Source organism: Sphingobacterium siyangense (assembly GCF_023277505.1).
GTDB classification, from domain to species: domain Bacteria; phylum Bacteroidota; class Bacteroidia; order Sphingobacteriales; family Sphingobacteriaceae; genus Sphingobacterium; species Sphingobacterium siyangense.
The window spans coordinates 2,327,112-2,341,502 of the sequence record NZ_CP080574.1 but is presented as its reverse complement, the minus strand read 5'-3'; the positions used below and the strand labels follow the sequence as shown (position 1 = coordinate 2,341,502).

The 14,391-nt window shown below is 40.8% G+C and carries 13 protein-coding genes; 4 read left to right on the top strand and 9 right to left on the bottom strand.

Annotation, left to right across the window (positions count from 1 at the left end; all coding sequences use genetic code 11):
• Nucleotides 1–58: 58 nt before the first annotated feature.
• Nucleotides 59–724, bottom strand: a complete 666-nt coding sequence (locus K2F45_RS09420) for a DUF2625 domain-containing protein (RefSeq protein ID WP_075991919.1) — start codon at nt 722–724, stop codon at nt 59–61.
• Between the two features lie 203 nt (nt 725–927).
• Here K2F45_RS09420 and K2F45_RS09415 point away from each other — a divergent pair, with 203 nt between their 5' ends.
• On the top strand, nt 928–1,458 hold the full coding sequence (locus K2F45_RS09415) for a YfiT family bacillithiol transferase (RefSeq protein ID WP_075991918.1): 531 nt from the start codon (nt 928–930) through the stop codon (nt 1,456–1,458).
• A gap of 77 nt (nt 1,459–1,535) precedes the next feature.
• Here K2F45_RS09415 and K2F45_RS09410 read toward each other — a convergent pair whose 3' ends face one another.
• From K2F45_RS09410 to K2F45_RS09400, 3 genes are read right to left on the bottom strand one after another with little or no spacing between them, the layout of a single operon-like run.
• Nucleotides 1,536–1,763 carry a hypothetical protein gene (locus tag K2F45_RS09410; RefSeq protein WP_075991917.1) on the bottom strand — a complete coding sequence of 76 codons (228 nt, stop codon included), beginning with the start codon at nt 1,761–1,763 and terminating at the stop codon, nt 1,536–1,538.
• 3 nt (nt 1,764–1,766) lie between these two features.
• Nucleotides 1,767–4,316, bottom strand: a complete 2,550-nt coding sequence (locus tag K2F45_RS09405; RefSeq protein ID WP_248933391.1) for an SEL1-like repeat protein — start codon at nt 4,314–4,316, stop codon at nt 1,767–1,769.
• Nucleotides 4,317–4,341: 25 nt separating this feature from the next.
• Nucleotides 4,342–6,879 (bottom strand): SEL1-like repeat protein, encoded by a 2,538-nt coding sequence (locus K2F45_RS09400; protein ID WP_248933390.1) that lies wholly within the window; start codon nt 6,877–6,879, stop codon nt 4,342–4,344.
• A gap of 114 nt (nt 6,880–6,993) precedes the next feature.
• Between K2F45_RS09400 and K2F45_RS09395 the strand changes: the two genes are divergently transcribed.
• A complete protein-coding gene (locus K2F45_RS09395; protein ID WP_088160989.1) occupies nt 6,994–7,551 on the top strand; it encodes a hypothetical protein in 558 nt (185 codons plus the stop codon).
• 49 nt (nt 7,552–7,600) lie between these two features.
• Nucleotides 7,601–8,161: a hypothetical protein gene (locus K2F45_RS09390; protein WP_088160988.1), complete on the top strand. Its 561-nt coding sequence runs from the start codon at nt 7,601–7,603 to the stop codon at nt 8,159–8,161.
• A 121-nt stretch (nt 8,162–8,282) separates the two neighbouring features.
• Here the strand turns inward: K2F45_RS09390 and K2F45_RS09385 are convergent, their stop codons facing one another.
• The 5 genes from K2F45_RS09385 to K2F45_RS09365 form a co-directional block, all read right to left on the bottom strand.
• Complete coding sequence (locus K2F45_RS09385) at nt 8,283–8,987, bottom strand: NUDIX hydrolase (protein WP_075991913.1); 705 nt, start codon at nt 8,985–8,987, stop codon at nt 8,283–8,285.
• 3 nt (nt 8,988–8,990) lie between these two features.
• A complete protein-coding gene (locus tag K2F45_RS09380) occupies nt 8,991–9,902 on the bottom strand; it encodes a cysteine hydrolase family protein (protein ID WP_248933389.1) in 912 nt (303 codons plus the stop codon).
• 186 nt (nt 9,903–10,088) lie between these two features.
• Nucleotides 10,089–10,871 carry an NAD(+) synthase gene (nadE, locus tag K2F45_RS09375; protein ID WP_075991911.1) on the bottom strand — a complete coding sequence of 261 codons (783 nt, stop codon included), beginning with the start codon at nt 10,869–10,871 and terminating at the stop codon, nt 10,089–10,091.
• On the bottom strand, nt 10,861–12,351 hold the full coding sequence (locus K2F45_RS09370) for a nicotinate phosphoribosyltransferase (protein ID WP_198386073.1): 1,491 nt from the start codon (nt 12,349–12,351) through the stop codon (nt 10,861–10,863). Before K2F45_RS09370 ends, nadE begins: the two co-directional genes overlap by 11 nt.
• A 10-nt stretch (nt 12,352–12,361) precedes the next feature.
• Entirely contained in the window at nt 12,362–13,174 is an 813-nt protein-coding gene (locus K2F45_RS09365) for a hypothetical protein (protein WP_248933388.1), read from the bottom strand.
• A 705-nt stretch (nt 13,175–13,879) separates the two neighbouring features.
• Between K2F45_RS09365 and K2F45_RS09360 the strand changes: the two genes are divergently transcribed.
• A complete protein-coding gene (locus tag K2F45_RS09360) occupies nt 13,880–14,371 on the top strand; it encodes a hypothetical protein (protein WP_075991908.1) in 492 nt (163 codons plus the stop codon).
• The last annotated feature ends 20 nt before the right edge of the window (nt 14,372–14,391 follow it).

Below are 14,391 nucleotides of genomic sequence, written 5' to 3'. Positions count from 1 at the left end.
TTGTCCTATCACCCTATTAAAGCATTAAGCTGAAGGGTTTGTCGTATTAAAATAACGATTAGCGTCTGCCAGCAAATTCCATCGTAAAATGGTAGTTCTCATCGATTGCCATTGGCTTGCGATCTACTTTACGAAAATCCCGTGCTTCTTCAGTCCATAGAAAAGGATAAAACGAAAAAACTTGATTACCATTCAACGATTTGACGTCTTCACTCCAGTCTTTCCATTTAAATGTTTCATAAAACTGTCTGATATCCCCTTTCAAAGCCCAAAAAACAAAGTCCGAATAGCCACATTCCAAACTTTCCCATTGCAAGGTATCTTGAGCAAAATAATAGACCTGTCCAATAGCATCTCCCAGAGCGCCGGCATTGATGGCAAAATAACCACCCAAAACATCGTCAGCTATAAGAAGAAATCCTCCTTTTTCGCCTTCCTTGTCAAAACTTTTGCCCTTATTCCACTCCATAATTCCGCGGTTCAGCTTTGGCGAACCGGAGCCTAAAATTCGCAACCAGCCACCATCGATCAGTATACCACCGCTTTGATGAATAATGGCCCCCATCGGAGATTTCGTCGTAATTTGTGCCCTTAAAAGTTCCTCATCAGCCCGCTTAGGGTTTTGAGGAAGCACTTCATATGAATTTGTCGCTTCCTTCAACCAGCCCTCAACCAGCTTCCATCCCGAATTACTTGTATCAATCAGTTCTTTTAGACTTTTCATTTCTTGTGCTTTTATATGCTAATATCAATGATCCTCCACAAAAACGGGAGGATCATTGATATTAGCATTTTTGCCGAAATTAACACAATTCTTTATCGCATCCAAATTACAGCTTGCACAAGAACGTATCGAAAAAAAATATTCATCGAAAACATGAACATAAAGATTAGGAACCTTGCATCTATTTTAAGTAATTTTAGGTTATGCAACATGAATTAGAAAAACTCAGATACCCCATAGGTCGTTTCGCGATACCCGATGTAATTGACAGCTCCCTGTTGAATGACTGGATCAAGACAATTGCAGATTTTCCGGCTCGGTTAAAATCCGAAGTCGGCGACCTTACGGACAGTGCGCTAGAGAAGCGTTACCGTCCTGACGGATGGACTATACGTCAGGTCGTTCACCATTGTGCCGACAGCCATATGAATAGCTTTGTCCGGTTCAAATTGGCCCTAACGGAAGAAGATCCAACCATCAAATTATATGAAGAAAAATTGTGGGCCGAACTTCCCGACGCCAAAATAATTCCCATAGAAAGTTCGGTAAAATTGCTTGAAGGTCTACATGAACGTTGGGTCATACTGCTGAAAAGCCTTTCAGCCGAACAACTTGAAAGGGGTTTTATTCACCCCGTTACCAAAAGACTAATTTCTTTAAAGGTCAATATAGGCCTGTATGCATGGCATTGTAACCACCACCTCATGCATATTGTCAACGCCAAAAACCATTGATGGAATTACATAGCACAATGATCTTTTGACTGCCAGTCAAAAGATCATTGTGCTAAATTCACTTTATTGCCTTCACTTTACGACAATGACATCGCCCAAAAAAAGGCTAGCAATCCTGCAATCAGGAGTCCAATAAAACCCGACAGAAAAAACGACAGAAAATAATACCCCGCGGTTCGTGTTTTTTTCTTTACGATATGAACAATACCTACCGTTAACGTATAAATCGTTCCAAATCCAAAAAAAACAATCATGATCAAGTCGATCAGAATGCCACTAAAATCTATATTTGCTGATGATAACATGATTTACTTTTTCTTTTTAAATAGTTTACTAAAAAAGGAAGAACTTGCATTTGAATCATCGGACTGATTATCCCATTGCAATAAATCCTGTTCGATATCCAGTTCATTGATTTTTGCAAAACCTAACCAATGGACAAATTTTTCCTGATTTCTAAATGTAGGATCATTCTTGTAATAATCCAATAAGCGCGCTGTGGCACTTTCGTAAACGCCGTAGTCATTGGCACGCTCAAAATAGTGGATCGCTTTTTTACTGTCCTTTTTAAATTTCAGTCCCTGATCATAGAGCAATCCATAATAAATATTGGAATAACTATTTTCCTTATCTCTTTTCAAGTAAACCAATAGACGATCGTAATCTTCCAAACTGTAATAGATAGAGGCCATATTGCTGTTGTTTTCAACTAATTTTAATTCCGCTTTCTGATAATAAGTGAGGGCTTTTTCCAGATCTTCTTCAACATAGATCCCACTTGAATAAAAGTAACCTAAATTGGACAAAGCATAGCCATTCCCCAACTCGGCTCCTTTCATGTAAGCATCAAATGACTTTTTCAAGTCTTTGTTATAGCCGATTCCATACTGAAAGAGGTAGCCAATTGCATTCCAGGCAGGGGCATATTCTTTTTGGGCGGCCTGTTCATAATATTGAATTCCCCTGTCCAAATCTAAAAAACGATTGTCTTCGCTATCGGTATCCGTAAAGATATTCCCAAGTTCATGCATGCTGCTTTCATTTCCCTGGTCGGCAGAAAAGGTAAAATAGCGCATCGCCTTTTCAACATCGCCCTGCCGGTAGCAGTCTAAGGCCATATGATACAAGGTATAACTATCATAGCTGGATTCAAAATTATCGCCCTTTGCAGTCTTCCGTCGTTCAAAAAAACGACTACATACATCAAAATCTTCTCCTGACAATTGATCCAGCTTCTTCAGAAATTGGCCATATTGTTCTTCCTGAATTACTTCCACACCATCGTAGCCTTTTTTATACAAGCGGTCACCTTGCAATAACATCAGATCCTGATAGTGATTAACGCTTGCACAGACATAATCATAGGCGGAGCTGACGGCCCTTTGCACTGCGTCAAAATAGTAATATCTTCCCGCATGGTCTTTCAGAATAAAATAATCCATCACCGCAGCATAAACAATCTTCACATAGTGCGTTGAGATCGGGATCAGCCAGGCCTTTTCAGCGGCCTGATAGATCCCACTTCCGGCAGCTGTTTCGATGATATAGCAATCCCAGGCACCATTACCGAAATCAGTCCCCCCTTGAATGGATTGCATTACCAAGTCTTGCAGTACATAGGCCCGGGCTTCCAGATCAAACAAACGAATGCTACCGGAATTGGCAAAGAACAATGCAGCTCGACCGTTTCCAGCATTGAGTATATCAACATCTTTGACCAAGAAAGTTCCATCGGGAGACAAAACAGATTTTTTCTTTTTGCTATTCAAATTGACCGCATAAAAATCAAACAGCAGTTCGCTCAGTGTACCACTGGCAAAAGCACCAAGTAAAATGCCTCTGCTGGAATAATAATGACGCAGTTTATTTTCGGGAATATCTTGATAGATAAATCCATCATAATCTATGTCAAACGGCTTGTCTGTACCAAAAACATTGAAGAACTGACCTTGGGCGTCGATAATGTAGTATTGCTGATCTTTCTTTCCCTGGTAATAACCGAAAGCAAAATCTTCGAGTTCATCATATTCAAGTGGTATGATTATTTCTCCGTTCCCGACGTTGATCAATCCGTATTTTTTAGCTAAGCTCACCTTACCAACGGTTGATCCAACTCCATATTGGGCTGGTGCTGCCGATGAATAAATACAGGGAATAGTTTCTTCTCCGCCCCTATTCAAATAACCGAACAGGTCATTTTTCTTTATGACAGCGATCCCTTCATAGTCAAAATCACCAATTTCCTGATAGCTTGCTTCGACCTTCACCTCCCCTTTTGCATTGCGTATCCCCCAAAGCCCCTGGTCTTCAAAAAATTGATTATCCAGACTATCAATCGCTTCGCTATTCCACCAGCCCAAGCCATAGTTGCCCCATTCCAGCTCGAGCATCGCTAAAAAAGAAGTATAACCAGCGGGAAGCAAAATAGATTCGAGCTCAGCTATGGACTGTTTTTCGATTGCTTTTTCATAGGGCAAATTCTTCTCATAGACTTCAAATGCAAAATCTTTTGCCTGTTGACTATGTTTAACATCGCTCATGTTAAATACATCACTCGCGTTCAGCTGGAAGTAATCAAAGGGCAAACCGTCCAAAAAATCGAACAGTTTCCCGATAGCTGCCATGGCCAACGCATCTGAATTTAACCTATATTCACGAATGAGCAAATCATAAAAAGCGCGAAGCTTACGGATTCCAGGCTCCTTTTCGGAATAAACTAAGGTACCTTTTGCCTTCGGATTAGCAGCAAATAAGGGTAAAAAAAGCGGCGGAATCACATAGTTCCATTCCCCTAAATAATGCGGAAAGTAATCTTGATCCTTCTTATCTGTATTGTAAATATATATGCGATGAGCCATTTTCTATGCGATAATAATTCTCTTACTATTGATCAATTTCAACAGCATTTTCTTTAGCAAAATTTAACCAAAACTCGTATTTATCCACGTTTGCTGCAGCTCCATGCGCAGCATACAGCTGCAGCAAACGATTGACAGCATAGGCATACACGTTTTCTTCATTGGCTTGCTCATAGTAACGGATCGCTTTTGGCAAACTTTGTTTAACGCCCAGTCCTTCCTCATACAAAATCCCATAATAAATAGCGGCAAATTGATTTGTGGTATCCCTTTTTAAATAACGCAATAAGTTCGCGTAATCTTGTTTTTGATAATAGATTTCTGCCATTTGCGCATCGTTGGGGATACCCGCTTTTTCAGCTTGTTTAAAGTAATCTAAGGCTAAGGCATAGTCCTGTTCCACATAGGCTCCTTCGTAATACCAATTCCCTAAGTTGGTCATGGCTTGCGCCTCTCCAAGCGCAACAGCTTGCTGATACCCTTTTAAGGCCTTCGAAATATCCAATTCAACACCATGCGCTGTCGCATATAGAAAGGCCCAGTTATTCCATGCCTGAGCATGGTTCTGCGCCATTGCCTGTTCATAGAAGAACTTTCCCTTTGCGATATCCATTCCATCGTAGCCTGCATCTGTATATATATTTCCAAGGAAATATTGGCAGTCTGCACTGCCCCGATCGGCCGCGATTTTGAGCAGCCGAATGGCTTCGGAGACCTTCCCTTCAGCATCGAGCTTCTTCCCCCTTTCAAGCAGTGTTTCATTATCGAAATACTGTTCATATCCATCACCCTTGCGTTTCGTCCAGACTTGATAAAACTGCACAAAATAGCTTTGATCACGCCCCTGTAGCTGATAACGTTCTGTATATAAATGCCCGAATGCTGTTTCGGGTATCTCTATCACATTCCGGTTTAGGTCGAGATGAAAGATCTTCTCTCCCTTAAAAAGCAACAGGAGTTCGCCTGAGATTGCCTCAGGTGCTGGATAATGAAAAGGCGAACAAATATAATCGTAAAGCTCACTGCAAAAGTTAAGCTTCGTATCGAAATAGCGCATTCCCACAGGACAGTGTATGCGCATAAAATCCAAAAAGCAATGTTCGATTTTCTGATGGGTAATAGCAGGTTCAAGTAACCATTCCCCCCGATGAGCATCATAAATCCCCTGTCCTTGAACACAGCTTACGACAAAAATATCTTTGCGGTATTGCTGTATGCTATCTACAGCTACTTTATCTATCAGGCTATCCATCAGTCGAAATACCCCCTGTTCAAGCGAGTAAATCTGCCATCTTTTATTTTTGAGATAGGCAATACTTTGATAGCCATCCAAGACTATAATCCGATCAATTCCTTCATCCAAAATATTACCATCGGGTTGAATGACGGCAATTTTGGGCTGTAGCTTATTGGGTTTAATCCAAAAATATCCATTGGCTAGCGGCTCCAGACTACCTTCCAGAAAAGTCCCTAAATACTGACCGTCCATTCGGTAATATTTCCTTTTTATCGTTCCTTTTTGCCGGTTATAGAACAGCTTGTTATAGTCATACATAAACGGCTCGGGTGCAGGATCTGAAATAATCAATCGTCCTTCAGCCGAAAGGAGACTGTGGCTATCCCCTTGTCTTGCGTTTATAAATCCATAGGCGATCCAGTCGAGTTCATCATAGATTGCAGGTATGCTCAGCTGTTTGGCATCTATATGCAGTACCCCACGTTTTCCTGCCACTTCTACTTCAGCGTAATTGTTACCATTGATATGCCGCGCATCGAAAGCGTCGCTATATTGACAGGACAGCAGCTCAGCGCCGCTAGCATTGATATAACCATATTGTCCATTTGATTGAACTACCGCAATCCCCTGATCGTTGAATTCAAATATCTCATCATAAATCGCGTCAAGCAAAATATCACCTTTAGCATTTTTTAATCCTTGCTTTCCCTCTAATTCAAAAACTTCCGTTCCTGGTCCTTTCAACACCTCTTCTGCCCATAAGCCCAAGCCATAATCAATCCAATCGGTTTGAAGAGCATCTAAAAATGAAGTATAACCAGACTCTTTCACAAGCGGGTCCAGCGGATCTAAGGACTGTTCTTCGACCGCTTGTTCATACAAAGCGGCCTTCATTCTTATTTCCGCCACCCAATCTTTGGCCTGCTCCGCGCCATTTTCTTCATTCATGGTAAAAACATCGCGTCCATCGATTTGAAAAGTATCGAAAGGCAAAGCCTCCAAAAATTCAAACATCCTATTGACAGGCTCAAAATATATTTTTTTATAATGCAATTGATACCTATCAGCCAACAACGCATAAAAATAGCGCAGTCGTGCGATCCCATCTTCCTTGTTTGCATAAAGCTGGCTGCCTTTGGACCGGATATTGGCGGAAAATAAAGGTAGCATCAGGAAAGGAATTTCATAATTCCATTCGGCCAGATAAGAAGGATATGTTTCTTTGGTCTTGAGATTTACATTATAGATATAAATACGATGTGCCATGCGCGAATTTTTCTGTTTGTCGTTATATCGCAGTAATCCATTCCATATGACAAGAATCATGCGAATGCTGTAAAAATACCGTATTTATCGATTTTTTCGATTAGCGGAAAACAGGGATTTTTTTCTCAGCCTATTTTAGGCAACTTTGGTTTGGATTTTGTAACGGAAAGAACAATGAATCATGTCAAATACAGTTATTATATCGGCGCATTGATACTTCTTTCATTGCAAATTGCCTGTCAGGAAAAATCAAAGCCACAGGAAGCACACCTAGCACCCGCAAAAACGACGGAAAGACCAGTCAAAGATACCGTCTTAAAAGACACCGCATTGCCAAAACACGCCAAACTGGATAGCATTGACCATGCCAATGCGCAAAGTGTACTGGAATCTGATGAAGTCACCACAGCTTATGTAAACCTAGCTTCTCAAGACAGCATCATACGCCTACATTCGAATATACGTTTAGACCATCGCTTCTTTGGCTATGAGCAGGCAGATATAGGCTCAAAAAAACTACTTTTATTTTCCATCTTTACCAACGATGTGGAACACAATCCATTTCAACTCAAACTGGGTGCATATTACGATACCTCTGGCTTAGACAGTAAAGGCTCAAAACTAAAATATGTGGACACAAAGGGTGATTTTGTGCAAGCTAAATTCATCGATTCGACCGATATACCGGTATGCACGATCTATTTCGAAAAAAAATGGGTCGAGATCGAATAAAAAACATGTATAACCAATTTCAAAAAAGTACAACTAACCTAAAACAACCATGAAGTTCACTATAAAAACTATTTTTCTACCCTGTATAGCATTGCTTTTTAGCTGCCAACAAAAGAATGAGGCTCAAAAAACAGCCATTGCAGTTAGTACCCCAGCCAGTATAGACACTTTACAGAAAAAGGAGGCGATGAAATCCACACCCAATGATGACCTGGCTCTTTTTAATCAGCTCTATCCGATTGATATTCTTCAGCCGGAGAGCAAAAATAGTTTCAAGAAATATGGTATCGAATTTTCAGGAATATGTTATGCCTGTGATCTTGCAGAAATCAAAATAAATAAAAAACAGCTGCTTTTGGTCAATGTCTGTGATTCCAATGAAATCTATCAGATTAAAGAATTTACCGCTATCAGCAACGACACAGGCCTAATCATAAAGACCCAGCACAATGAATTTATCTTCAAGCGAGTAGAGAAAGAGCCTATTTTCGAATTACAAATCAAGGGGGATTCGTTGTTGCTAAAGAATAAACGTATCGCAAAATACTACACCCAGAAATCTTTGATCGATCAATTTGAAGTACATGATTGTGGTGATTTTCAGGGTTAGCACCGGCTTGATTTCGTTGGTATTCACGAATAGCAACAGATCAGGAGAATAAAACAATCCCGATTATTAATAAATGACCTTATACGAATTATTTCATTTCTGCCTGCTCCACCTGTTCTACTTATACTTCAAAATAAAACCCCGATTCAGTAAGTTCTTTATATTTTACCCTGTCAAAACTATAAATTTTCGCAGCCCTGGCACGCCGATCTTTCTGCTTATCGCTGTGGTCGATCAATAAACCCATGCTGAGGATTTTTTTTCGAAAATTCCCACGGTCAATTGACCGTTGCAAAACAGTTTCATACAAATTGTGCAAATCGGGCAAGGTAAACTGTTCGGGCAGAAGCTCAAAACCGATCGGCTGATAACGTATTTTCCCTTTGAGCCTTTCGATGGCGGTATTCAAGATCTGTTTATGGTCAAAAGCGAGGTCTTTATTTTCAGCAATGCCAAACCATTTTACAGCTTCAATATCCGCACCCGCTTCCAAAATATACGTTTCAGGCTTGACAAGCGCATAATAAGCAATGCTGATCACTCTTCCGCGCGGATCACGCGCTAAGTCTGAAAATGTATAAAGCTGTTCAAGGAAAATATCCTTGAGACCGGCCTCCTCCTGCAGTTTACGAAGCGCACAGTCGTCGGCGGTTTCTTCTTCCTGAATAAAACCACCTGGAAAAGCCCATTTTCCCAAGAAAGGTTCTATTGCACGTTTGGTCAATAATACCTTAAGCTGGTTTTTATCAAAACCGAAAATCACACAGTCAACCGTTACTGCAGGCCTCGGATATTCATATACATATTTTTTTGCTGAGCTTGCCATGTACTACAAATTTACTTCGGTTGACAATTTGATCTGTATCCCATATTTTTCTTTTAAAGCATCAAACTGCAGGAAGGTTTGCTCTTCAAATCCGGCAATCGGCGACATGCAGTCTATCAATAAGGTAATACGGGAGGTGATGGACCGATCATGTTCAAAATACTCCAAAATCTGCACCGCCGAAGCCAATACGCAATGGCTTGATGCCTCTCCCGCGATATAAATGGCATCGTGTGCCCGTATTGCTTCAAGTACAGCATGGTTTACGAATTTATGACCATCATATTCGGCTTTAATAATACCATACATTTCCGTATTCGGATCCTGTCCTTTGTAAACCAAGACTGGTTTTACCTGACGCACAGCACTATGAAAATAGAGCATATTCGTAAATTGACTCTCAAGCTGTGCGCCAGAGGTCCCCTCCAAACAGTGATATGGCCAGATACACAATTGTTTTTTTCCCTCAGCTTCCAAATGCTGAAGATAATCCAGCGCTAAGGCTGTATGGCCATTCACAGCACGCCAGATACCATCGCGGACATCAGCATAGCGAATGATGGTAAATGGCTCCGGATGATTTCCTTCCGTATCTAGCCACCAATCGGCATGGAAAATCTGCATCATCGAATGACAATCAAGACTGCACATCACTTGTGTCAGCGAGCCCAAATTACGGTACATCCATTGTGTTAGACGCTGAACATCTGCTTTGGAACCATTGACCGCAAGACTCCCAATAGATTCCATAAAATCGTTCTGAACATCTATTGCCAAAAGCAGCGTCCGTTTCAGGTCCGAAGCTGCAGGCCTGACCTGCTCCTTTTCTGCCAATGCCAGCATTGCCGGTATATTATCCCTTTTGCCGCTGGCAATATGCTGCACATCGACAATCTGATCAAATGGTGTTATCATGCTATTCATTTTCTTTCATCAATATTTATTTCAACGCCGCATTTATTACGCAAAACGATGAGGCCATTAAACTTTTCCTCCAATTAAAAATCATCTTCATTAAAGCATAGTTTTTGTCTCTTGTTAGCTGCTATGAAGTGCTTGCGTCGATTGCCATAACTAGCCAATTGCCGTAACTAGTTAAAATTAACCCTTGAACGTAGGCACTGCTGCAAACTTGTGCGCAGATTGTTGTATACGTTTACGAATAAGTTCATCTATAACCGGGTTGCCCGATGTACCTTTCAAAATAAACCCATCGATTTGCGCATAAGTCATTCCCAGTTCATCTTCATCTGTCTGTCCTTCCCAAAGGCCGGCAGACGGACTTTTATACTGAATAGATTCGGGTACGCCCAGGTATTTTGCCAAGGTATATACTTCCTGTTTGGTAACCATTGCCAACGGATTCAGATCGTAGGCGCCGTCGCCCCATTTCGTAAAATAACCTACCGTAGCTTCGGCCATATTCCCCGTACCAATAACAAATCTGCTGCCCAGTTGCGCAAACTGATACAAATATGTCATGCGAACACGTGGGCGAATATTTGCAAGGCTCAAGGCGCGGTTAGCGGCTGTGGCTTCCGCGACAAATTGTTCTTGATGAATTGCCAACGCATCCACAGCAGACTGAATGTCAAACACATGAAACGGAAAATCAAACTTCTGAATAAGCTCCATCGCATGCTGATGACTTTTACTATTATTCATATCGCTGCCATAGGGCATCATGACCAAGTGAACATCTACTTGTGCCAGACGGCATAAGCAGGCCACAACACTGCAGTCGATACCACCGCTCATTCCCAATACAAGTCCCTGACGGCCTGCAGATTTCACTTGCTGAGCAATCCAGGATGCCATCAATTGTGCATACTGTGCAACGTTTTCATCCTGGATGAAAAACGGTTTGTTTACGCTATTTTCCATATACTCGAATTGTTTCAGTTTTCAATCTATTCCTTATTTCTTCAAAACGCGTTGTGTGTGTAAATTCACCATCCAAATAACAGGTTTGGAGTAGGTTTCTACTTTCCAGTTCAGCTATAGTTTTTGGATTCAGGTTATCTATTAAACGAAATTCATCATTTTCGAATACCACAGCCACCATACCCTTTTGTGACTTCTTAAAGTTTCCGGTATCTGTAGCCGGACGTTTCTGAATTGCTTTAAATTCTCCATTGACAATTTCGGCAGTTCCTTTTAACGCAAAACCAAAAGTATCGCGTGTAACATATTGATAGGTATAAGAGCCTATTCCCAATATGGTATTGGTGGAAGCAAAGCCCTTATCGAGCAAACCTTGACATATTTTATCGGCTCTATCCACTGTAATGGAATCACCATAAACCACTCCGATATGTGGATCCAGCTCCTTAAATCCCTTGCTGTTGGTTGTACCGCCAAAAAGTTCAAATAAACGTTCGACGATACCTTTCCGAACGGTACTGCGATCAGATGCCACATCACCACAGATAATTTTTACAGGATCGCCACTATCGGGGCGAATAACAACTTTTCCTTCCCTAGCCATAATAAGATCTTTCAGTTTCGGCAATACGTTGTCAACTACATTCCAGAGGTCATATGTATCCGACACAATGGAAATATTTCCACTTGGGTATACCTTGGTGATCAGATGCCGAAATGCTTCCACTTCATCCTCACCATAAGAACACATCACACTGTGCTCCGTAGACGGGGTATACATCATTACATCACTTTTTGCATGATAGTAGGATTTCAGATACTCCCTAACGGAAAGCGTAGCTGAGACACCGAAGCTCAACAGATGCCCCCCAGCTGTACGATAAGCCGTTTCAGGAGAGCCCATGCCACGCATGGAAAAATCACCGGCTTGGGTAAAGACTTTATTGACGTCGCCCGTTTTCTCGGCAAAACCCGTCAATAATCTTTTATAGCGATCTGCAATTGTCGCTGCTGTCATCGGTGACCAGATATAGGCCGATAATTGTGTTTCCAGATAACCCGGAAGCCAGAAAAAATTGGGATGTGTATTTTCAATGGTAAACATTGGCACGCCAATAGGCACCAGGCTGCCTTCAGGCAAAGCATTTACTTTGATTGGAAGGTACCCCAGTCGATGTAGATCGCGAATATGTTTCGATTCATGCATCGATGCGAACTTCGTGTTTGTATTTTCAAAAACAGCTGCTATTGCCTCTTCGTAAGCCGCCACGACCTCCTCTTCCGGTTGAGCAAAAAAGTTTGCATCAAATGAATTCGTGATTTCGGCCAAGGCCCCCTGCAATCCAAAAAATACAACATGACTAATGCCTTCTATGCGGGACATGCGCGGCGTCCAAGTCTCATAAACCCATTGCGTATGTGCAGGGTATTGATCCTTATGGCACAATTTATAACCATCTGTCCAAAGTATTGGATTCATGCTCATTGATTTAAACATAGCTTTCAGTCGTTAAGTTGATATAATTTATTTTGGGGTGCTTGGTATCCATCATAGAATTGGTGGTAAAGACATTGGTTATCGGTGAATCATCATCCAGCAGGTTCCCTTTAAAAATTCGGGGTTCGCAATGCGTGACCAAAAGATAGACTGCACTGGCTCCCATTTCTTTCAATATTTTCCCTGCCCAAAGAAATGTTCCCCCTGCCGAACACAGGTCATCGACAATAATACATTTTGCGCCGAGCGGAATATCTCCGGCCTTAAGTTCCATCCCTTCGATCCGGCCTGTTTGTGGATTCCGCTTTTTCTCAAAAATACAGCTATTTTCATAGCCGCTGTTGATGTAACGTGCGGCAGCTCCTTTATCCGGAAAAACAATCCGATCTGATTCCGAAAACTCAAGTTTTTCCATTAATTGTGGCAACCAGTCCAATGCCGGATAAATCCCTACACTGTTCGCCAGTAGCTCCAGCGTCACATTGGAATGCGGCTCGACAACAGATACTGCATCAAATTGCAAACTATTGATAAACTCCGACACATATTTCAATGTAAACAAATCACCTTCAATTTTGCGATCCATACGGCTATAGGGCATATAACGGATCAGTAATCTGCAAGATTCGGTAGGTATTTCATCCAATCGCTTTTTGACAAAAAGCAAGCGGATTAAATCTCCATCCTCCTGATAAGTAAATTCAATGAGATTGTTCTTTAAGATCAACTGATCAAAATCTTTCACTTTTGTCTCCCCATTTGGAAATTGCTCTGTGACTATCTGATGCTTATTTAATACAATCATAGCTTTTAATTTTGCTTTCTACTATTGAGTACTTTTTACTCAACAAATATGAAGATTAAATTTAAGCTTGCAAAATATATTGAGTACTTTTTACTCATAAAATCAAACAAAAATACATATAACACTGTATATCAGTAAAATAATTTAAATAAAACAGCGTAGCGAAAAATTCATCCCCCATTTCTAAATAGTAAACATGAAACTGATTTCCTGATTAGCGTATAGCTGATCAAGATAAGTATTAAATCGAAACATATGGATATCAAGTCATATCTAAAAACAATTTTTAATCAGTATTTAGACAGTCATTAGTCACTGATTATACAGTCTACACTGAGTCATCACTGAACAAGCACTGAACGATCACTGAACAAGCACTGAACAAACAATGTAAAAATGTCGAATTTGATATCGCTCTGATCCCTTTTTGGTACGACGGCTTCCCGCTCTTTGTTTGATTAACGGGCAGAAAGAAAAACACGTCCGACAAGACAAAAAAATGTGATGGAAATATTGACTACACAGGCCTATAGGAGATGTTCAGGTGATAAAAAACCGCTGAGAGACAATTCCAATAAAAATTAGCTGATTATAGGGATTGAAATTTTGCGATAAAACATGATCTTTGTCTATACCAAAGTCACAAAATTCTTTGTCAGCCCACAAATGTGCTAGCAAAGAATTTGAATTACTTAAGCATAAAGCATGGAATTAGCCAATCTTATCAAACAGGATATTGAGTCAATTTTACAGATTGAATCTCAAGACATCAAACAATTGGTCGAGGACTATCGCGAAGACTTAATGGATGCGGATACCTATGACGCCATTGATGCGTACAATATGCTCTATTCGAATATTTATGAAATGTCCGAGGAAGAATACCTCGATGCTTTTCGTACGCTGGGAGAAGCCTATCCAAACTTTGGCAAGGCCGATGAAAATGACATCCAAAAATCAATCGCTGAATTGGAACGATTAAAACATGCTTTTAATGAACTACAACTCCATACGACAGAAGGTAAACAGCTCCTAGCATTACAATTAGCGGTTTTGGAACTGGACATTCAGGTCTACCAAAAACAAACTTTATCGCCGACTACACTTGAGATACAAGCTGAGATCAATTTATTGGAAACCGAATCGTTTGGATTAACCAATCAGATCAATCAGTTTTTAGAACAATACCACGATTAGTCATGCTAACATTTTATCCA